Source organism: Arthrobacter livingstonensis (assembly GCF_003219815.1).
GTDB lineage: Bacteria > Actinomycetota > Actinomycetes > Actinomycetales > Micrococcaceae > Specibacter > Specibacter livingstonensis.
On the sequence record NZ_QJVD01000009.1, the window covers coordinates 128,735 to 149,343 of the forward strand.

Here is a 20,609-nt window from a genome sequence, read left to right on the forward strand (position 1 = left end):
GAACCATGACCAACGACGTTCAAGCTTCCTACACCTCCGGAACTTCCACCACCGCACTGCTCGGCGACACGATTGGCGCCAACTTTGCCCGTACGGCCGCCCGCTTTTCCGAGAGTGAGGCACTGGTGGACGTGCCGTCCGGCCGGCGCTGGAGCTATGGGAAGCTCAATGACGATGTCGACGCCCTGGCCCGCGGGCTCCTCGCCGCCGGCGTCGCCAAGGGTGACCGGGTGGGCATCTGGGCACCGAACGTGCCGGAGTGGGTGCTCATCCAGTACGCCACGGCCAAGATCGGCGCCATCCTGGTCAACGTCAACCCCTCCTACCGCCAGCATGAGCTCAAGTACGCGGTGCGGCAGTCCGGGATGCGCATGATCGTGGCCCTGCCGGAATTCCGTGGCTCGGACTACGCGGGCATGATCGACGCCGTCCACCCCGAGTGCCCCGACTTGGCCGACGTGGTCTACATCGGCACCGGCTCCTGGGACGCGCTCGTGGCTGGCGGCGCGGCGGTGGCGGCGGACGCCGTCGAACAGGCCATGGCGGCCCTGAGCACCGACGACCCCATCAACATCCAGTACACCTCCGGCACCACGGGTTCACCCAAGGGCGCCACGCTCAGCCACCACAACATCCTCAACAACGGCTACTTCGTCACCGAGACCATCAATCTCACCGAGACGGACCGCGTGTGTGTGCCGGTACCGTTCTACCACTGCTTTGGCATGGTCATGTGCAACCTGGGCGCCACCTCCCACGGGGCTGCGATAGTCATTCCGGCGCCGTCCTTTGACGCCGCCGCCACGCTTCGGGCCGTCCAGGAGGAACGCTGCACCGCCCTGTACGGCGTGCCCACCATGTTCATTGCCGAACTCAACCTGCCCGACTTCGCCAGCTTCGACCTCACGAGCCTGCGCACCGGCATCATGGCCGGCTCGCCCTGCCCGGTGGAGGTCATGAAGCGCACCATGACGGAGATGCACATGTCCGAGGTCTCCATTGCGTATGGCATGACCGAGACGTCGCCGGTGTCCATGCAGACCCAGACGGACGACGACGTGGCCCACCGCACTGAGACCGTGGGCCGGGTGCACCCCCACCTTGAGGTGAAAATTGTGGACCCCACAACGGGCCTGACTGCCCCTCGAGGGACCCCGGGGGAATTTTGCACCCGCGGCTATTCCGTGATGCTCGGTTACTGGAACGACCCCGAAAAGACCGCCGCCGCCATTGACTCCGCCCGCTGGATGCACACCGGCGACCTCGCCGTCATGTACAACGACGGCTACGTCAACATCGTGGGCCGGATCAAGGACATGGTGATCCGGGGCGGGGAGAACCTGTACCCGAGGGAAATTGAGGAGTTCCTGTACTCGCACCCGGACATTGCCGACGTCCAGGTCATAGGCGTCCCGGATGAAAAGTACGGCGAAGAGCTGTGCGCCTGGCTCCTGATGAAGCCCGGTGCCCCCGCCTTGGACCAGGCTGGCGTGGCAGCTTTCTGCGAGGGGCACCTGTCGCGGCAGAAGGTGCCGCGCTACGTGCTGGTGGTGGACGAATTCCCCATGACTGTCACCGGCAAGGTGCGCAAGATGGACATGCGCGCCACCACGGTGGAATTGCTGGGCCTCGGCTGATACTGGCAACGGTCCGGCGTTTTCTCGGCGACTTCCCGGCCCTCGGCCGCGGGGCGGCCTCCCTCCTCCTTGACGTCGCCTACGAAAATACCGGGCCGTCGCCTCGCGTATCCAACGGACCAAACCCCGGGGGCAGGCGCACGTTCAGTCCGGGCCAGGACGCAGCGAAGCTTGGGTGCAGCGGCAGCTCAGCAACCTCGTCCTTTGGCACCCACTCGAGAGCCAGGCTCTCGGGGTCGCTGATGGTTGCCTCAAAAGGCGTAACCGCCCGCACGGCGACCGTGGTGTAGCTCCAGTAGCCGACGTCGTACACCGAGGTAAACAGAAGTTCCACGTTTTCCCTGGGCACGCCGGCTTCCTCCCATGCTTCGCGCAGGGCCCCGTCCACGGGGCTTTCGCCCTCGTGCAGGGCGCCACCGGGCAGGCCCCAGGTGCCGCCGTGGTGTGACCAGATTGCCCTATGCTGCAGCAGGACCCCGCGTCCGGCGTCGAACACCAGGAGCCCTGCGGAACCAAACCTGCCCCAGAACTTCCCGGCGTCGCCCTCGACCCAGGCGTCGCCGGGATCCCGGGGACCGGCAATGTGGCCCGGGCGCACAACGGCCGCGGCATCCCGGACGAACCGGGCTGCCGCGGCTGCGGAGTCATGCGTGGACAAGGGCTAGAAGTCCCAGTCGTCGTCTTCGGTGTTGACCGCCTTGCCGATCACGTAAGAAGATCCTGAACCGGAGAAGAAGTCGTGGTTCTCGTCCGCATTCGGCGAAAGCGCGGATAGGATGGCCGGGTTCACATCGGTGACGGCCGAGGGGAACATGGCCTCGTAGCCCAGGTTCATCAGCGCCTTGTTGGCGTTGTAGTGCAGGAACTTCTTGACGTCCTCGGCCAGACCGACGGAGTCGTAGAGGTCGTGCGTGTACTGAACCTCGTTTTCGTAGAGTTCATACATGAGCTCGAAGGTGTAGTCCTTCAGCTCAGCCTTGCGCTCCTCGGAAAGCCCTTCCAGGCCCTTCTGGTACTTGTAGCCGATGTAGTAGCCGTGCACGGCCTCGTCGCGGATGATCAGGCGGATCAGGTCGGCGGTGTTCGTCAGCTTGGCGCGCGAGGACCAGTACATGGGCAGGTAAAAGCCGGAGTAGAACAGGAAGGATTCCAGCAGCGTGGAGGCGATCTTGCGCTTAAGTGGATCGTCGCCGTAGTAGTAGGACTCAATGATCTGAGCCTTCTTCTGCAGGTTCGGGTTCTCCACCGACCAGCGGAAGGCCTCGTCGATTTCCTTCGTGGAGCACAGCGTGGAGAAGATCGACGAGTAGCTCTTGGCGTGGACCGATTCCATGAACGCAATGTTCGTGTAGACGGCTTCCTCGTGCGGCGTGATGGCATCCGGGATCAGCGAGACAGCGCCGACGGTGCCCTGCAGGGTGTCCAGCAGGGTCAGGCCCGTGAATACGCGCATGGTCAGCAGCTGCTCGTCCGGGGTCAGCGTTGCCCACGACTGGATGTCGTTGGACAGCGGCACCTTTTCCGGCAGCCAGAAATTGTTGACCAGGCGGTTCCAGACTTCCACGTCCTTCTCGTCCTCGATGCGGTTCCAGTTGATGGCCACAACATGGCTCGCCAACTTCAGCTTTTCCGGTGTCATCGTTCTTCTCTTTCCACTAAATCCTTGGGGCTCCACGGAGCCAGCTCAATCCTAAGCCGAAGGCACGACGGCGGGAAGCGCCCGCCGTCGTGCTCTTCAGTGATGCAGCGTCACAGCATGCAGGAGACGCAACCCTCCACCTCAGTGCCCTCTAGCGCGAGCTGGCGGAGACGGATGTAGTAAATGGTCTTGATGCCCTTCTTCCAGGCATAGATCTGGGCCTTGTTGATGTCCCGCGTGGTGGCGGTGTCCTTGAAGAACAGTGTCAGGGACAGGCCCTGGTCCACGTGCTGGGTGGCAGCTGCGTAGGTGTCGATGATCTTTTCGAAGCCGATTTCGTACGCGTCCTGGTAGTACTCCAGGTTGTCGTTGGTCAGGTAAGGCGCCGGGTAGTACACGCGGCCCAGCTTGCCTTCCTTGCGGATCTCGATCTTCGACGCCACCGGGTGGATGGAGGAGGTGGAGTTGTTGATGTAGCTGATCGAACCGGTGGGCGGCACGGCCTGCAGGTTCTGGTTGTAAATGCCGTGCTCCATGACGGAAGCCTTCAGCTCACGCCAGTCGTCCTGGGTGGGGATGTGGATGCCGTCAAACAGCTCGACGACTCGGGCAGTCTGGGGAACCCACTCCGCATCCGTGTATTTGTCGAAGAACTCGCCGCTGGCGTACTTGGACTTCTCAAAGCCCGCGAACGTGGAACCGGTCTCCATGGCGATCAGGTTCGATGCGCGGAGGCAGTGGTACACCACCGTGTAGAAGTAGATGTTCGTGAAGTCCAGGCCCTCATCCGACCCGTAATGGACCCGCTCGCGGGCCAGATAACCGTGCAGGTTCATCTGGCCCAGGCCAATGGCGTGCGACTGGTCGTTGCCCTTGGCGATGGACGGCACGCTGGTGATGTTGGACATGTCCGACACCGCGGTGAGCGTGCGGATGGAGGTCTCGATGGTGCTGCCGAAGTCCGGGGAATCCATGGCCTTGGCAATGTTCAGCGAGCCCAGGTTGCAGGAGATGTCCTTGCCGGTGTCCGCGTAGGAAAGATCGTCGTTGTAGCTGGTGGGCGCGGAAACCTGGAGAATTTCCGAGCACAGGTTGCTCATGATGATCTTGCCGTCAATCGGGTTGGCCCGGTTCACGGTGTCTTCAAACATGATGTAGGGGTAGCCGGATTCGAACTGGATTTCGGCAAGGGTCTGGAAGAACTCGCGGGCCTTGATCTTGGTCTTCTTGATCCGGGCGTCGTCCACCATCTCGTAGTACTTCTCGGTGACTGAGATGTCCGAGAACGGCACGCCATACACTTTTTCGACGTCGTACGGGGAGAACAGGTACATGTCCTCATCGCGCTTGGCCAGGTCAAAGGTGATGTCCGGGACCACAACACCTAGGGAAAGGGTCTTGATGCGCACTTTCTCGTCCGCGTTCTCGCGCTTGGTGTCGAGGAAACGGTTGATGTCGGGGTGGTGGGCGTGCAGGTACACGGCTCCCGCACCCTGGCGGGCACCGAGCTGGTTGGCGTAGGAGAAGCTGTCTTCGAGGAGCTTCATGACAGGGATGACGCCGGAGGACTGGTTCTCGATCTGCTTGATCGGCGCACCCACCTCGCGGATGTTGGTCAGCGCAAACGCCACGCCGCCGCCGCGCTTGGACAGCTGCAGGGCCGAGTTGATGGAGCGGCCAATGGATTCCATGTTGTCTTCAATGCGAAGCAGGAAGCAGGAGACGAGCTCGCCGCGCTGCTTCTTTCCGGCATTCAGGAAGGTGGGGGTGGCTGGTTGGAAACGGCCTTCGATGATCTCGTCGACCATCTTCAGGGCCAGCTGCTCGTCACCGCGCGCCAGGTGGAGCGCCACCATGCACACGCGGTCCTCGTAGCGCTCCAGGAAGCGGTTTCCGTCGAATGTCTTCAGCGTGTAGGACGTGTAGAACTTGAACGCACCCAGGAAGGTCTCGAAGCGGAACTTCTTCTTGTACGCGTGGTTGTAGAGCTCGCGGATGAAGTTCATCGTGTACTGGTCCAGCGTCTCGCGCTCGTAGTACTCGTTCTTCACCAGGTAATCCAGCTTCTCCTCCAGGTCATGGAAGAACACCGTGTTGTTGTTCACGTGCTGCAGGAAGTACTGTCGGGCTGCGGCGCGGTCGGCGTCAAACTGGATTTCGCCGTCGGCGTTATACAGGTTGAGCATGGCATTCAACTCGTGGTAGCCAAGGCCTTCCCACGCGGCCGGCATGTCCTTGGACGCCTTCACTGCTGCGCCTGTTTCTGAGACAATCGTGTCCAAAATTCTTCCAATCCTTCGTGAACGCGGTCCACGTCCTCCGACGTGCCCATCAATTCAAAACGGTAGAGATGCGGTACCTGGCATTTGACCGAGATGATGTCCCCGGCCAGACAATACGTTTCACCAAAGTTTGTGTTCCCCGCGCCAATGACCCCGCGGATCAACTCACGGTTCGATGGGACGTTGAGGAACTTGATGACTTGTTTCGGCACTGCCCCGTGCCCGGAGTCCCCGCCATAGGTGGGCAGGACCAGGACGAATGGTTCAAGGGCCAAAAGCGTCTCGTCACGGGTGTAGACCGGCAGCCTTGCCGCATCCGTGGCGAGCTTCTCCACAAACCGATGCGTGTTCTCGGATATTGAGGAAAAGTAGATCAGGCTGCTGGAGGTGTGCCGGCCGGTTTCCCGGTCCACAGCTGGTGTTGCTGCTACGGCTGACATGGTCATCGCTTCCTGCGGTACTTGCTTGCTGTTGTGGGGCCGACGTCTTTGGCGGTCGGCCCCACCCGTGTGCACTTGCGGCACATGAAGTTTCGTGGTCCCGCAGGCACTTGTCCCGCCGGGGTTTACGCTACGTTCGACGCTTCGTTCCCGGCGCCCTGGCTGATGGCGGCGATCTTGTCCGGGCGGAAACCGGACCAGTGGTCGGCGTCGGTGATGACGACCGGTGCCTGCTGGTAGCCAAGGCTGAGAAGGCGTTCCAGCGCAGCGGGATCTTCGGTGATGTCCACGCTCTGGTACGTGACGCCCTTTTTGTCCAGGGCCCGGTACGTGGCGTTGCATTGAACGCAGGCGGGCTTGGTGTAAACCGTAACGGTCATGATCGAGATCCCCTTGTCATAAAAGCTGTGTGGAATTTGCATTTGCGTCCCGCGTACGGCGCGCTCACTGTCGGTGGGGCCAGACAGCTGTTGCGACGGCCTCGCCAGCGTTCCGGGCACCGTTTTGAACTGCTGCCCGAACTGCTTGATTTGCTGTACTAGATACTACATGTAGTGCACGCCCACGGAAGCGACCCCAAGATGATGTATTACAAGTATGTCATTTTATGCACCAGTAGTCCACAGCTTCGTGAACTTAAAAGCGCAGGAATCCAACGTTTAAGCCACTGCTGTCCACAGGCTGTGGAGTAGTTACCCACTTAATTTCGGACGGCGTGTCGACGGCATCCGGCGTGTCGGCAGCATTGCCACACACGCACCTCCCGCCGGCACCGCACGGATGCCATGCCGGACGCGTCCCGGGGCACGGCTCACCCGTCCCCGGGCCCACGGCACACCCGTCCCGTGGTCCGGACACATATGCTTGCAGGACAGGCCACGACAGTGCGACAAGGAGCATGCGGTGATCAATCCGATCCACCTGAAAACCCTGCTGGAGGTAGTCCGGCGCGGCTCGTTTGCCTCTGCCGCCACCGCCCTGGGCTACACGGCGTCGGCGGTTTCACAGCAAATGTCCGCGCTGGAGCGCGACACCGGCGTCACGCTGTTCCAGCGCTCGGCACGCAGCGTGCTGCCCACGGATGCCGCCCTGGTGATGAGCCGGCACGCCACCAAGGTCCTGACGGACATTGACGCGTTGTTGGCTGCCAGCTCCCGGACCGACCGTGGCACGAGCCAGGAACTGCGGCTCGGTATTTTTCCGTCGCTGGCCACCTATGTGCTGCCCCGGCTGCTGCGGAGCCACGACTGGCCGGATCTGGGCATCAACCTGCATGTGTCCGTAGGCGAGCCCCAGCAGACCATTTCCGGGCTGCGCATTGGCGGCGAGCTGGACGTGGCCCTGGTGTATCAGGTGGGCCAGGCCGGCCTTGCCTGGCCGCACACCATCAACCGGCAGTGGGTGGGAGACGACAATTTCCGGGTGGTGCTCCCCAAGTCCTGGGGGATCCGGCCGGGGGCCAATGTTGCCGCCGCCCAGCTCTCCGACATGCCATGGATCATGCACCATCCTGGCACCAGTGATGCCACCGTGATCGAGCGGCTCTTTGCCAGCTGCAACCTGCACCCGCGTGTGGCCGCGTACAGCGACGACTTCAATGCCAGCCTGCAGCTGGCCTCGGTGGGCCTTGGCGCAGCACTCGTGCCCGAACTGGCGCTGACGCGCCGCCCGGACAATGTGGTGGTGCTGGACGTGCCCGAGATCCGCCTGGCCCGCAATATTTTCGCCCTCATCATCAATGACGGGCGCACGGCACGGATCGAAGTGTTCATGGACAAGTTGGCCGGTATTTTGGGCGAACTGACGCGCACCAGCTCGCTGGACAGTCCCGCATGAGCGTCCACTTTCGTGTTGAAACAACGAGCGCCCTGCCGCGGGAAGTCCTGTTCCGGCGTTCCTCGAGCATCGACGACCATGTGGCGTCCATGGCCGCTTCCGGTGAGCGCGCAGTGGGAGGGGTGCTCACCGGCCAGATCGGTGAGGGCCAAACAGTAACATGGCATGGCCGCCACTTCGGCGTCCGCTTTCGGATGACCTCCCTGGTGACGGAAGTGGAACACCCCCGTCGATTCACGGACCGGCAGGTCAGGGGGCCCTTCAAGGAGTTCCGTCACGTACACACCTTCACCTCGGCAGGCGGGGTGACCACCATGGTCGACGAAGTCACGTTTACCGCACCGTTCGGACCGCTGGGGCGCCTGGCCGAGCGCCTGGTCCTGGACCGCTACCTCCGCCGCCTCATCGCCGAGCGGAACGCCTTCTTGTGCCGCCCGGCCTGACGCCTGCCACGGCGTGAGGGCGCCTATTTTCTGCGGAATTTCCTGGCTGGGGCAACCAGCCGCTTGATGACCTGGTTGGTCAGCCGCCCGAACGGAGGGTAGATCAGGGACAGGGTATCCGGGGACAGCGGCTTTTCCAGCACGGCTTTTTGATGGGAGAACGTCTCAATGGAGTGCTGGCCGTGGTAGCTGCCCATGCCGCTCTCCCCCACGCCGCCAAAAGGCAGCCCCGGCACCGTCAGGTGCGCCACCGGCACCCCGAAGTTCAAGGCGCCCGACGACGTCTGTTCCGTAAATGCCGCCCGCACCCCGCGGTCTTCGCTGAAGACGTACAGCGAAAGCGGCTTGTCCCGGCCGTTGATGAACGCGATGGCTTCCCCGACGGACTCCACGGCCACCAGCGGCAGGACGGGTCCAAAGATCTCCCCGTCCATGAGTGCCGCCTTCGCATCCACGTGGAGCACCGTGGGCTCGATGTACCGCGTGGCGGCGTCGATCCTCCCACCGCTGACCAACACCGAGCCTGCGTCCCCGCGCAAGTCCCGGTGCAGAAGTCCGGCAACCCGGTCGAAGGCACCGTCGTTGACCATGCGGCCATACGCCAGGCTGTCGGATGGTTCGGCGCCGTACAGGGCCCGGATGGCGTGGGGCAGCTCGTCCGCAAGCATGGCCAGTGCCGTGCCCGTGCCCAGAACATAGTCCGGCGCCACGCACGTTTGCCCCGCATTCATGAACTTCCCCCAGGCGATGCGCGCGGCGGCAGCCTTCATATCGACGGTGTCGTCGACGTACACGGGCGACTTGCCACCCAATTCCAGGGTGACGGGAGTGAGGTTCCTGGCCGCGGCGGCCATGACTATCCGGCCCACCCTCCCGTTGCCGGTATAGAAAATGTGGTCGAACTGCTGCTCCAGAAGTGCAGTGGTCTCCGGGACCCCTCCTTCGACAATCGTCACCGCACCGCCGAGGTAGTGCGGGACCCACCTGGCCAGCGCTGCAGAGCAGGCCGGCGCCATTTCGCTGGGCTTGGCCACCACGGTGTTCCCGGCGGCGAGCGCGCCGATGACTGGTGCCAGGAGGAGCTGGATGGGATAGTTCCACGGTGCGATGACCAGGACGACGCCCAGGGGTTCGAGGACGGTGTGGGCCCTGGCCGGCTGAAGGGCCAGCGGAACGGCGGCCCTGCGTGGGGCGAGCCAGTGTTCGAGGTGTTTGAGGGTGTGGGCGAGTTCGGCGGTGAGGAAGCCGAGCTCGGTCAGCCATGACTCGGAAGGGTGTTTGCCGAGGTCGGATGCGAGCGCAGCGGAGAAGTCGTCGCGGTGGTCCAGGAGCATTTGGTTCATGGCCTTGAGCTGGTCCCGGCGCCAATGGATGGCCCGGGTGGTGCCGGAGGTGAAGACTCCCCGGGCAGCCGAGACCGCCTCGTGGATGGGATCTGTGAAGCCAACGTCGGCCCGGGCGGTCTCTGGTGCGCTCATGGCACCAATCTACTCTGGCATTTGATCCACCACCGGACTCACCAGGCCCGGCGGCGGGTGTGGGCCCGGCGGGCCGGCCTGTCGGGCTGTTCCCGGCAGGACCGGCCGGACCGGCCGGACCGGCCGGACGGAATTGTAGCTGTGCCCCGTCGGCGTCCGGGTGATGGTGAACGGCCGCCCATCCGGGCCGGTGGACACTTCACTGCTCCAGCCGGGGGCTTCCTTGGCCAGGTTACAGCGTTGGCAGAGACCCTGCCCGTTGGAAATGGAAGTGGCTCCGCCGGACATGAACGACTTGACGTGGTCGTAGTTCCTGATCGGGGCACCGCACCACGAGTTGGCGCACAGCTGGTCCCGGTCGGAGAGGAAGCGCTTCATGGTGTCGGTGAACAGCCGGCTTCGCGTGTCCATGGACATGAGGGCCCCGGATTCCGGATGGGTGTAGAGCCGGCGCAGCCAAACCTGTGCCTGTCCCGCCGTGTTGACGACCATTGCCCGCCCTGTGGGCGCCGGAATGGGACCGTACCCGGTGAGGATGGCCGGGTCGGCCGCGCCGTCGAACAACGCCCTGTCCGTCATGATCAAGTCAAGGTGGATGTCCGTTTCTCCTGCCGTGAGGCAGTCACTGCCCCCGGCGCCGGAGACAGTATCGGTGTCCGGCCCTGCGCCTCCACCCGGGACAGCACCCGTGCAGGGAAGGTGCTGGCGAAGCCGGTGCGTGAGGACGTCCGCCATCAGTTGCCCCTTGGTCCGGGTGTCCCCGGCACTGCGCGCGGCGTCCGCCACTGCGGTAAGGGTCTTCAGAACGGCTGCCCCCTGCCTGAGAGGCAGCAGCGCCTTGAGCGCAGCCATGCCATCTGCCACGGGTTGCAGGCTGACATGACGCTCCGACCCCCCCCCTTTTGAAGGCACTTCGTAAATGCTTCACGGTCAAGTTCGTAGGCAAACCGCTTGACCGTGGTGTCAAGTTCCCTGTCCCCCAGGGCCTCCAGTGTCTTAATGTCGCCGGCTACCGCCTCGTCCACGGCAAGCCGCTGTTCAGGGGTGAGGAATTCAGTGCCGGCTTCGATGATTGCCGCCCTGCGCTCCGTTAGAACACCGTTCGAACACGCTTCCATGGTCCGGGGCATTTTCCGGACTATCCGGGTGGCCGAGGCGACATGCCTGGCGGCCATCCACTGTGACTCCCGGCGGGCCAGAGCCACTGCAAGGACGGTTCCCCTCCCGAGTGCGCTCCCCTTGACCCCGGCCTGTACCTGCCGGGTCCGTTCAACCACCTCGAACAGCACCTCTGCCTTCGCCTGCGACGCACTGGCTGCGTTCTTGACGTTCTCCAGCTCCCTGATGACATCAATCAAGGCCGCACCTGCCGCCTTGACAACCTCGCGCACCCCTCCGTCAACAGGAACTTGCTCCCCGTGCGTCCACCCGCAGCCAGCTCCTCCGCATCCGCGAACTGCCGGTCCGCCACCTCCAGCAGGGGTGCACCGAGCCCCTCCCCCACGCCGTCAAGAAAGACGCGGGCCTGCTCAACCATGTCTGCTGCCGAACGGGCCAGGGACCACCCGTCCAGCAGCGGAGCTTGGGGCACGATGCCGGAAATGGGCGGGGCACCATCGACACTGCCGTCTCCCGCCAACCACTCCGGCATCTCCATGTCCCGCACCTCCCTTCCACCAGCATTCCCATTCGGACCTGCCCAACGGCCTCCGCCTTGGGTCCTTCCATCCATCATCACCACCGGCATGAATGCGCGGAAAGCCCCCGCTTCCACAATGTGCACATCCGCTACCGCAGCACCCCGTGTGGAGGAGGTAGCGCCCGTTAAGCGCCCGACGGCGGCCCCGTCCCCCCACAGGGAGACAGGGACCGTCGTCGATCATCTGGCCCGCAGGCGGCTAGACGAGCTGGGCGCGGACTTCCCTGGTGGCGGCCACCAGGTTGCGCAGGGATTCCTCGGTCTCGGCGTAGCCGCGGGTCTTCAGGCCGCAGTCCGGGTTGACCCAGAGCTGGCGGACCGGGACATGCTTGACCGCGGTGCCGAGCAGTTCGGAGACCTCCGCCTGGCCGGGCACGCGGGGGCTGTGGATGTCGTAGACACCCGGGCCCACGCCGCGCCCGAAGCCGTGGCTCTCCAGGTCGTTCACAACCTCCATGCGGGAGCGGGCCGCCTCAATGGAGGTCACGTCCGCATCCAGCCCGTCGATGGCGTCGATGATGACACCGAACTCGGAGTAGCACAGGTGTGTGTGGACCTGCGTGCCGTCGGCGGCACCGGCGGTGGCCAGGCGGAAGGAATTCACGGACCAGTCCAGGTAGGCGGGCTGGTCTGCGCGGCGCAGCGGCAGCAGCTCGCGCAGCGCGGGTTCGTCGACCTGGATGACCTTGATGCCGGCGGCTTCCAGGTCGGTAATTTCGTCGCGCAGTGCCAGTGCCACCTGGTTGGCGGTCTCGCCCAGGGGCTGATCGTCGCGGACAAAGCTCCACGCCAGGATCGTGACGGGGCCCGTCAGCATGCCCTTCATGGGCTTGGCCGTCAGCGACTGCGCGTAGGCGGCCCACTCGACCGTGATGGCCTTCTCACGGGTGACATCACCCCAGAGGATCGATGGGCGGGTGCAGCGGCTGCCGTAGGACTGCACCCAGCCGTGCACCGTGACGTCAAAGCCCTCAAGGTTCTCGGCAAAGTACTGGACCATGTCGTTGCGCTCGGGCTCGCCGTGGACCAGCACGTCGAAACCCAGCTCTTCCTGCAGGTCAACCACGCGCTTGATCTCTTCCTTCATCAGGCGCGTGTAGTCCTCGGCCGTGATGGCGCCCTTGTTGGCCCGGGCGCGGGCGGAGCGGATTTCACCGGTCTGCGGGAAGGAACCGATGGTGGTGGTCGGCAGCGGCGGCAGGTCAAGGGCCTTCTCCTGGGCTGCCTCACGCACCGGGTAGGCCGAGCGGTTGAAGTCGTCCGTGGTCAGCGCGGCCAGGCGGGCACGCACCCTGGGGCGCCGCACGCCGGCTGCCGCGGCACGGGAGGCGATGACCGAGGTGGCCGACGCGATGGCGGAGGCGGCCGACGCCGGGTCCCCGACGTACGCTGCCAACGTCACCACTTCGCCGACCTTCTGATCGGCAAACGCCAGCCAGCTGCGCAGCTCGGCGGGGAGCTGGGTTTCCTCTTCGACGTCGTGCGGGACGTGCTGGGTGGAGGTCGAGGTGGAGACGGCCACGTCCAGGCCGGCTGCCTTCAACGCGTCCAGGCGGGCAGCTGAAGCGGCCAGGTCGTTGCGCCAGATGTTGTGGCCGTCGACCACGCCGGCCACGACCGTCTTGCCGGCCAGCAGCGCCAGCTCCCCGGCGGATGGGAGGGCACCCTTGAATGCATCGATGTGCAGGGCCTCTATGTTGGTAGCGGCCAAGGTGGGCAGCAGTTCGCTCAGGGCGCCAAACGGGGTGGAAACCAGGATGGCGGGGCGTTCGGTGGCGGCGGTAAGTACCTCGTAGCTGCGGGCCACGGCGGCCTGAATGTCCGCGAGGGGAACATCCTGGTCGGCCACCAGGGCCGGCTCGTCCAGCTGCAGCCAGGTGGCGCCGGCCGCGGCCAGCCGGGAGAGCAGCTCAACATAGACAGGCAGGACATCCTCGAGGCGGGAGAGCGGCGAGAAGCCGGAAGGCGCGTCGTCGGAAGCCTTGCTCAGCAGCAGGTACGTCACCGGGCCCACCAGGTAGGGGCGGGTTACAAAACCGTTGGACTTGGCGAATTCAAACTGCTCCACAATGCGGTTGGAAGTGACGGAAAAGTCCGTCTCCGGGCCGATCTCCGGCACCAAATAGTGGTAGTTCGTGTCAAACCACTTGGTCATTTCCAACGGCTGGATCTCGGCGGTGCCGCGGGCCAGCGTGAAGTAGGCGTTGAGGTCCAGCTCGCCGGCGGCGTTACGCAGCTCGCCAAAGCGGGCGGGAACGGCGCCGATGTGTGTGGTGGCATCGAGCACCTGGTCATAGTAGGAGAACGTGCCGGGAATCGCAGCGGCTTCGCCCAGGCCCAGGTCAAAGAGCCGGCGGGCGCCCGTAAGCTGGATTTCCTTGGCGGCGGTGTCCAGGGCGGCTTCATCGATCTTGCCGGCCCAGAAGGCTTCCACGGCTTTTTTTAGTTCGCGGCGGCGGCCGATGCGCGGGTAGCCGAGGAGGGACGCTGAGGGGAATGCGGGGCTGTTGCTCATGGGGAAAGTTCCTTACGGTAATGGTTGATCAATGTCTAAAGCGGGCCAGGAAGGTTTTCTAGGCCTGCACAAGTTCGGGGGCTGGGGCGCGGCGTGCCGGGCGCAGCAGTTGGAGCTTGTCCAGCACGTCCAGGGCGGCGGCATGCTCGTTGAACGTGTAGAGGTGGATGCCGGGGGCCCCGGCGTCCAGCGCGGCACGCGCCAGGTCCACGGTGGCCGACACGCCAACGCGCCGGCTTTCGGCGGCATCGCCGGCACGGCCCAGCGCGTCCAGCAGCTTCGGTGCCGGGTCGACGCCGGTCAGCACGCCCAGCCGCCGGACCCGGCGCAGGCTGGTCAGCGGCATGACGCCGGGGATGATGGGGATGCGGACACCGGCGCGTCGCGCCCGGACCACCAGTTCCCGGTATTGGTCGGCGTGGAAAAACACCTGGGTGATGGCGAAGTCGGCGCCGGAACGCTGCTTGGCGAGCAGCACTTCCACGTCGTGCTCGACGGACGGCGATTCCGGGTGCTTGGCCGGGTAGGCAGCAACACCGATGGCAACCTTGCCGGCGCACAACAGGGCGGACCGTCCCTGCTCAACGCGGCGGATGAGTTCGATCAGATCCTGGGCATGCCGGAGCGAACCCTGCCGCGGGCCGTCGCCCGGGTCCCGGGGCAGATCGCCGCGCAGGGCGAGAATACCGCGCACACCGTGGTCCAGGAGTTCGGAAATGATACCGGACAGTTCATCGGCCGTGTTTCCCACGCAGGTCAGGTGGGCCAGGGGCCGCAGCGTTGTTTCGCGCAGGAGCCGGTTGAGAAGTTCGACGGCGGTGCCTCGGTTGCTGCCGTTGGCCCCGTAGGTGACCGAAACGTAGTCAGGGTTGGTGCCCTCCAGCTCGCGGATGGTGTCCCACAGGGACGCCGCGGCCTTTTCATTGCGGGGTGGGAAGAGTTCATAGGAAAGGGCGATGGGTGCTCCGGCGCCTGACGGCGCCTGAGGGAGGCCTGGTGGGGACACTTGCTGATCCTTGGCGATGGGTCGCCCAAGCCCCGTGCGGCATCAGGAACACCGGGGGGACAGGGCGGTTTTTCGGGAGGTGGAGGCGGACACGCACCACCGAAACCGCTCAAGGCGGGTCGGCGGCGTGCTCCGCGAAGCAAATGTCAGGCCCACATGGGGGCACCCACACCCTTGAAACGTCGAAGGGTCGCTGACACACGTTGGGAAACTTACGCGCTTTCCACACTACGCACGGAGTTGGTCCACAACAAGTCCGGGGTCGAAGTTTTCCACGCTTTTACGGATTGTTACCGCCGATTTGGACTATGTTGCCTACGGAATGGCCCTGCCAGCCGAATTAACCGCCACTACCAGGGCTTGCCGTATTCCGCAGGCGGGTCCTGGTCCCCGCGTTGCTGGAGGCCCTTGGCCCGCTGCCTTTGGGCACCCTGTCCCCGGTTGTCCAGTTGGTCAATCTTGTTTTGTGGCGGCGCCGGGACCCCGGAGGGGTCCTCCGCCTTGCCGGACTGGGCTTGATCTCCTGCCTGCGCCCGGGACCTTTGTTTCTCCGCCAGCCGCTCGCCGGCCTGCCTGAGCCTGTCTCCCTCGCCGTCCTTGTTCCCTCCTTCGTGGGGGATAAAGCAGCCCCGGGGGGCCTGTGCCACTTCGGAGGCTCCTGCACGGAAGTGGTTGGCGGCCGACGCCGGGTCCCCGGCTTTTGCCGCCGCGTCACCGAGTTGCTCCAGGGTGAGCACCAGGTTGACCCTGACCTTGCAGGCCGCCGCTTCCGGGGCAAGGGCCAGGGCGGCGGCGAACTCGTCCCGTGCCGCCGGGTATTCGCCGCGGAGGACATGGCCGTCGCCGGCGGCAAAAGGTGCCTTCCAGCGTTCGACGACGTTTGCGGCGCCCATGACCCGCGCCGCCCGCAGGGTGCCGTCGCCGTTTCCCAAGCCGAAGGAATGCGCGGCCTGGCCGGCGAAAATCGGCAGGCTTAGCAGCTTGCAGGCCAGCAGCAGTGCGAGCAGCAGTACCGGCGTGGAGAAAAGCAGCAGTTTGCGGCGTCTATGGCGCAGCGCCTCGGCGCAGGAAGTGACCGCAGCCGGCCCGTTGGCGGCGACAGGGACAGCGATGGGGGCTGAAGTGGTGGGGATGCTCATGCGGCGGATTCCTTCCTGGGCCGCAGGCCGCGGCAGCTACGCATCAAGGAAGCCAGTTCCCATAAAGCCACGCCGAATGCGGCCAGGGCCGGAAGCCAGTACAGCTCCACGCGGCCGGGCCGGACACCCTCGGGGCCGCCCCGGTCGGCCGCCGTCCGCGGTGCGGCGTCGACCAGGGCGGCCCCGATGCCGGCCGGTGCCACCCGGTGCACATAGGGCACGCCGAGCTGGCCGGCGATGGCCCGCAATTGCTTTTCGTCGATAACGGATACGGCAGGCTGCCCGCCGTCCGTGGACCTGTCCAGGATGTAGGGCGCAGGGGCCCCGGAGCCGAAGGTGGAGTCGCGCATTTTCCCGCCGGCGGCCGTTCCATAGCCCAACACGGCGCCGCCGTCGATCAGCCCGGCGCCTTCCTTGAAGGGTTCGGGGGCGGCCGCCGCCGTTTGTTCGCCGTCGCCGAGGTAGAACACAAGGCGTGGCCGCTGCGGGTGCGCCTTCCCCGAGGCAGCCAGCTGCCGGGCGAGCAGCCCGCGGGCGCTGCTCACACTGCTGCCCTGAGATGCCTGGGCAGTCTTCGGCGAGAGCACCTCTGCGGCGGTCCGCAGGGCGGTGGCGTCAGTGGTGAGGGGAAGGGCCACCGTGGCTGTGCTGTCAAAGGTGAGCAGGGAAAAACGGGCCCCGGCCAGTTCGGTGGCAATCGCGTTGATGTCTTTCGTGATGCCGGCCATGCGTGTCTGGGTGCCGTCATAGTCCTCCGCGGCCGAGCTGGGCGTGGTGTCCACCACAAAGAACACGTTCAGCTCGGTGGCGGCTGCAGGGACGGTTCCGCCGGCCAGGCCGGGGCGCGCGGCCGCCATCAGGACCAGCAGCACCAGGACCGCGAAGCGGCGTCGCGCCGCCCTGCCGCTGCCCCTACCGGCAGGGCATTTGCGGAGAAGGCTTCCGGCGGCACAGGCCAAAAGGGCGGCCACCGGCCAGAACAGCCACGCGGGCAGGATGGGCAACAGCGTCATTGGCGTACCTTCCATACTGCGGCGCCCAGGCCCGCCAGGGACAGGAGGGCCAGGCCCAGCGGCAGTGCGGGCTGGTCGGAGAGGGTGCGCACCGCGGCGCCCTGCAGCCTGGCTGCCTCGGTGGCCTGGACCTTGTGCGCAATGGACTTCACGGCGGCCGCGGATTCAAGCGCGTAGTAGCTGCCGTCCGTTGACGTTGCCGCCGTTTTAAGTCCGGACGCGGCCACATCCGGGTAGTCCGCGCTGCCGTAGTCATTGGGGTTCAGGGCATGGACGCGCACATTGGCCTTTTTGGCCAGGCCGGCAGCCTCCGCCAGGGTGAAGACGGGCCGGCCCGCCAGCATGTTGTCGGTGGCAAGGATGACCGAGCGGGACCGCTTCGCACCGCTCTCCGGCGGGAACCCGCGAACGCAGCTGGCCAGGCCGTCGCCGATCAGCGACGAGCCGGGAACCTCATAGGTGCCGTCAAAGAAGTCAAAACTCTTGGTGTCCTGATTCAGGGCCTTCACCGCCAGTTCCAGCTGCCCGGCAACGAAGCCGTAGTCATCGGTCAGCGGGAACACCTGCACCGCTGTGGAGTCGAAGATGGTCAGGCCGATGCGTTCCCCCTTGAACCTGGTCACCAGCTCGGCAAAAACGGCCACCACCGCCTCATCGGTGTCGACCATGGACCCGGAGACATCCAGGCAGAGGATGATGTCGCGGTTGAGTTGTTCGGGCACAGTGGTGGCTGCCTGGACCGGACGCGCGGCCGCCGCCAGCACGGACCCGGCCAGCAGCAGGACGCTGGCCAGGCCCACGGCGAGCCAGCGCCGCTGCACGGCCACTGCCCTTTGGTAGGAGGGCAGGGCCGTCAATCGGTCGGCGTGGGCCACGGGCACCCGCCCGGGGGTCTGCCGGGTCCGGCGCCACAGCCGGAACACCACGGCGGCGATCGCGGCCACGCCCAGGGGCAGCAGCCACCAGTATTTCAATGCCACGAGGCCACCACCGCCCTGGCCGTGGCGGCGGAGGCGGCCACACCGGGCCCGGCCTCCGGGATGGGCCCCCCGTCCGCAAGGTCATGCGCCCCGGAATCAGCGGGCCCGAATTCGGCCGGGTAAAACGCGGCGACGGCGTCGGCCACCAGCGGCAGCTGGCGTTCACGCAGCTCCGCCAGGGTCATGCGCTGCGCCGGCACCCCCGTCATCTCATGGACGAAGGAGCGCACGGCCGCGCTGAACCCAAGATGCGCCGCCCGCGCGGTCAGGGCACCGGCGTCGTACCGGGACTGAAGGGAGTCGATCAGCGCCAGGAACCTGGCCCGCACGGTTTCCGGGTCGCGCGGAACCGCAAAGGCGGGAACGGCGGCGTGGTTTCCCGGACGAGTGTGCACCAGCACCCAGGCCACCCAGCCCAGGCAGAGCAGGAGGACGGCAGTGCCTGCGATCGGCCACCAGGCGGAGTAGCGTTCCGGGGCGTAAAACTGGTTGCCGCCAATAAGGGCCCGCGCCAGCGTCGCGTCACCGGGCACGGCGGTGCCGCTCCAACAGGCCAAAGATGCCGCCGACCACCTCGGAGGTGTGCCCGAGCCGGACCAGGGCGATGCCGTTCCCCTGCAGCAGCGCCGCCAGGGCGCGGTGCCGCTGCGCGACAGCCTGTGCATAGTCGTCCGCCAGCTTGGGGTCCTGTGCCAGCAGAGTCAGCACGGGGCCCAGGCCAGCCACGTCGTAGCCCCGGGCTGGTGCGCCCGGGCCGGCCAGTTCGGCGTCGTCCAACTGCACCCACAGGATTTCGTGCTGGGCGGCCAGGCGGCACAGCACCCTGGCGCAGCGCGCGTCCACGGCCACTTCGTCGGCCAGCACCACCACGAGCCTGCGGCCCCTGACGTGCCGTGCCGTGTATTCCAGCACGGCGGTGAGATCGCTGGGCGGATCGGAGACGTCCACGGCATCCATGCGGCACAGCAGCCGCTCCAGGTGGCGCTCGTTCCCACGGGCAGGCAGCTGTCCCGCGGACCGGCGGTCCCCGTGAACCAGGCCCACGGGGTCCCCATGGTTCAGCGCCAGGGACCCCAGGACGCCCATGGCCAGGACGGCGATGTCCTTCTTCACCTCCCCGCCCCGGGCCGCTGCGGCCATGTTGCGCCCGGTGTCCGCGACGAACATGACCTGCTGGCGGCGCGTGGCCACGTAGCGCTTGACCAGCGGAACGCCGGTGCGGGCGGTGGCCTTCCAGTCAATGTCCCGGACCTCGTCGCCGGGGACATAGGCGCGAAGCTCGTCAAAGTCCAGGCTGCGGCCGCGGAACACTGACGCGTATTCGCCGTCGAGGAGGCCGAGCGCCAGGCGGTGCGCAAAGATGTTCATTCGCGACTTCACCGCAGTGAGCAGGGAGGGCACGCTTCCCTAAGGTGTCTGGACGGAGCCGACGATGGCGTCGATGACAGTTTCCACCGGAATGTTCTCCGCCACCGCCTCAAAGCCAAGGATGATCCGGTGCCGCAGCACGCGCGCCGCCAGCGATTTCACGTCCTCCGGAATCACGTGATCGCGCCCCTGCAGCACCGCCAGGGCCCGGGCGGCCTGGGTGAAGGCAATGCTGGCGCGGGGGCTGGCGCCAAACTCGATCAGGCAGGCCAGCGCCGGATCAATGTACTTCTCCGCATGCCGGGTCACGTACACCAGGCCGACAATGTAGTGGACCAGGGCCGGATCCAGGTAAACATTCCTGACGGTCCGCTGGATCATCCGGACATCGTCCAGGCCGGCGACAGCAGTGGGGGTGGCCTCGGCGGAAAACACTCCGGCGTCGATGCGGCGGACCATTTCCACCTCCTCCACGGGGCTGGGATAGTCCAGCACGTCCTTGAGCATGAACCGGTCCATCTGGGCCTCGGGCAGCCGGTAGGTGCCCTCCTGTTCGATGGGGTTCTGCGTGGCCAGCACCAAAAACGGCGAGGGCAGGGAGTAGTTTTGCCCGCCGATCGTGGTTTGGCGCTCCTGCATGGCTTCGAGCATCGCGGACTGGGTCTTGGCGCTGGAGCGGTTGATTTCGTCCAGCAGGACAATGTTCGCGTGCACCGGGCCCAGCTGGGTGACAAAGGTTCCTTGGGCGGCGTCGTATATCTGGGTGCCCACAATGTCGCTGGGCAGCAGGTCCGGGGTGCATTGGATCCGGTGGAAGGCTGCGCTGACGGAGTCCGCGATGGTCTGTGCCGCCGTCGTTTTCGCCAGGCCGGGTACCGATTCCAGCAGCACGTGCCCGCCGGTGAGCAGGGAAATCAACAGCGTTTCGCGCAGCCGTGACTGCCCCACCACCTTCGCCTCAAAGCTGCGGGAGATGCCGGCCACGATTTGTTGGACCCGGGCCAGTTCTGCCGGCTCGATCCGGGCGGCGGTGCTCATTTGCAACAATTTGCGTTCCTTTCAAGGGAACCGGGACAGGCGTGGAACAATCCTTCCCCACCAGTCCACCGAATCCCTGCCGGTCCCGCAATGGGG

20 protein-coding genes are annotated in these 20,609 nt (G+C 65.7%); 3 read left to right on the forward strand and 17 right to left on the reverse strand.

What is annotated here, in order from left to right; genetic code table 11:
• Positions 1–5: 5 nt before the first annotated feature.
• On the forward strand, positions 6–1,637 hold the full coding sequence (locus CVV68_RS10300; RefSeq protein ID WP_110500914.1) for an AMP-binding protein: 1,632 nt from the start codon (positions 6–8) through the stop codon (positions 1,635–1,637).
• A 79-nt stretch (positions 1,638–1,716) separates the two neighbouring features.
• Here the strand turns inward: CVV68_RS10300 and CVV68_RS10305 are convergent, their stop codons facing one another.
• From CVV68_RS10305 to nrdH, 5 genes are all read right to left on the reverse strand, one after another.
• Complete coding sequence (locus tag CVV68_RS10305; RefSeq protein WP_211320794.1) at positions 1,717–2,235, reverse strand: NUDIX domain-containing protein; 519 nt, start codon at positions 2,233–2,235, stop codon at positions 1,717–1,719.
• A gap of 63 nt (positions 2,236–2,298) precedes the next feature.
• Positions 2,299–3,276 (reverse strand): class 1b ribonucleoside-diphosphate reductase subunit beta, encoded by a 978-nt coding sequence (gene nrdF, locus CVV68_RS10310; protein ID WP_110500915.1) that lies wholly within the window; start codon positions 3,274–3,276, stop codon positions 2,299–2,301.
• A 110-nt stretch (positions 3,277–3,386) separates the two neighbouring features.
• Positions 3,387–5,507, reverse strand: a complete 2,121-nt coding sequence (gene nrdE / locus CVV68_RS10315; protein WP_110500971.1) for a class 1b ribonucleoside-diphosphate reductase subunit alpha — start codon at positions 5,505–5,507, stop codon at positions 3,387–3,389.
• Between the two features lie 14 nt (positions 5,508–5,521).
• Entirely contained in the window at positions 5,522–5,998 is a 477-nt protein-coding gene (gene nrdI / locus CVV68_RS10320; protein ID WP_110500972.1) for a class Ib ribonucleoside-diphosphate reductase assembly flavoprotein NrdI, read from the reverse strand.
• A 125-nt stretch (positions 5,999–6,123) separates the two neighbouring features.
• Positions 6,124–6,378 carry a glutaredoxin-like protein NrdH gene (gene nrdH, locus CVV68_RS10325; protein WP_110500973.1) on the reverse strand — a complete coding sequence of 85 codons (255 nt, stop codon included), beginning with the start codon at positions 6,376–6,378 and terminating at the stop codon, positions 6,124–6,126.
• A 523-nt stretch (positions 6,379–6,901) separates the two neighbouring features.
• On the opposite strand from nrdH, the gene CVV68_RS10330 reads away from it, so the two are divergent.
• On the forward strand, positions 6,902–7,834 hold the full coding sequence (locus CVV68_RS10330) for a LysR family transcriptional regulator (protein ID WP_110500916.1): 933 nt from the start codon (positions 6,902–6,904) through the stop codon (positions 7,832–7,834).
• Positions 7,831–8,277, forward strand: a complete 447-nt coding sequence (locus tag CVV68_RS10335) for an SRPBCC family protein (RefSeq protein ID WP_110500917.1) — start codon at positions 7,831–7,833, stop codon at positions 8,275–8,277. The genes CVV68_RS10330 and CVV68_RS10335 overlap by 4 nt, the downstream gene beginning before the upstream one ends.
• A 23-nt stretch (positions 8,278–8,300) precedes the next feature.
• On the opposite strand, the gene CVV68_RS10340 is transcribed toward CVV68_RS10335, so the two are convergent.
• From CVV68_RS10340 to CVV68_RS10395, 12 genes are all read right to left on the reverse strand, one after another.
• Positions 8,301–9,755, reverse strand: coding sequence for an aldehyde dehydrogenase family protein (locus CVV68_RS10340; RefSeq protein ID WP_110500918.1), 1,455 nt, complete (start codon positions 9,753–9,755; stop codon positions 8,301–8,303).
• 9 nt (positions 9,756–9,764) lie between these two features.
• A complete protein-coding gene (locus CVV68_RS10345) occupies positions 9,765–10,619 on the reverse strand; it encodes an HNH endonuclease (RefSeq protein ID WP_211320789.1) in 855 nt (284 codons plus the stop codon).
• Complete coding sequence (locus CVV68_RS10350) at positions 10,556–11,146, reverse strand: DUF222 domain-containing protein (RefSeq protein ID WP_110500920.1); 591 nt, start codon at positions 11,144–11,146, stop codon at positions 10,556–10,558. Before CVV68_RS10350 ends, CVV68_RS10345 begins: the two co-directional genes overlap by 64 nt.
• On the reverse strand, positions 11,110–11,412 hold the full coding sequence (locus tag CVV68_RS10355) for a hypothetical protein (protein WP_146238866.1): 303 nt from the start codon (positions 11,410–11,412) through the stop codon (positions 11,110–11,112). The genes CVV68_RS10350 and CVV68_RS10355 overlap by 37 nt, the downstream gene beginning before the upstream one ends.
• A gap of 241 nt (positions 11,413–11,653) precedes the next feature.
• Complete coding sequence (gene metE / locus CVV68_RS10360; protein ID WP_110500922.1) at positions 11,654–13,969, reverse strand: 5-methyltetrahydropteroyltriglutamate--homocysteine S-methyltransferase; 2,316 nt, start codon at positions 13,967–13,969, stop codon at positions 11,654–11,656.
• A gap of 58 nt (positions 13,970–14,027) precedes the next feature.
• Entirely contained in the window at positions 14,028–14,975 is a 948-nt protein-coding gene (locus CVV68_RS10365) for a methylenetetrahydrofolate reductase (RefSeq protein ID WP_110500923.1), read from the reverse strand.
• Between the two features lie 350 nt (positions 14,976–15,325).
• Positions 15,326–16,114, reverse strand: a complete 789-nt coding sequence (locus tag CVV68_RS10370; RefSeq protein ID WP_110500924.1) for a hypothetical protein — start codon at positions 16,112–16,114, stop codon at positions 15,326–15,328.
• Positions 16,111–17,127 carry a vWA domain-containing protein gene (locus CVV68_RS10375; RefSeq protein ID WP_110500925.1) on the reverse strand — a complete coding sequence of 339 codons (1,017 nt, stop codon included), beginning with the start codon at positions 17,125–17,127 and terminating at the stop codon, positions 16,111–16,113. Before CVV68_RS10375 ends, CVV68_RS10370 begins: the two co-directional genes overlap by 4 nt.
• Positions 17,124–18,107, reverse strand: coding sequence for a VWA domain-containing protein (locus CVV68_RS10380; RefSeq protein ID WP_110500926.1), 984 nt, complete (start codon positions 18,105–18,107; stop codon positions 17,124–17,126). Before CVV68_RS10380 ends, CVV68_RS10375 begins: the two co-directional genes overlap by 4 nt.
• On the reverse strand, positions 18,098–18,640 hold the full coding sequence (locus CVV68_RS10385) for a hypothetical protein (RefSeq protein ID WP_110500927.1): 543 nt from the start codon (positions 18,638–18,640) through the stop codon (positions 18,098–18,100). Before CVV68_RS10385 ends, CVV68_RS10380 begins: the two co-directional genes overlap by 10 nt.
• A complete protein-coding gene (locus CVV68_RS10390) occupies positions 18,630–19,475 on the reverse strand; it encodes a DUF58 domain-containing protein (RefSeq protein ID WP_110500928.1) in 846 nt (281 codons plus the stop codon). The genes CVV68_RS10385 and CVV68_RS10390 overlap by 11 nt, the downstream gene beginning before the upstream one ends.
• Positions 19,476–19,514: 39 nt before the next feature.
• Positions 19,515–20,513 (reverse strand): AAA family ATPase, encoded by a 999-nt coding sequence (locus tag CVV68_RS10395; RefSeq protein ID WP_211320790.1) that lies wholly within the window; start codon positions 20,511–20,513, stop codon positions 19,515–19,517.
• Between the last annotated feature and the right edge of the window lie 96 nt (positions 20,514–20,609).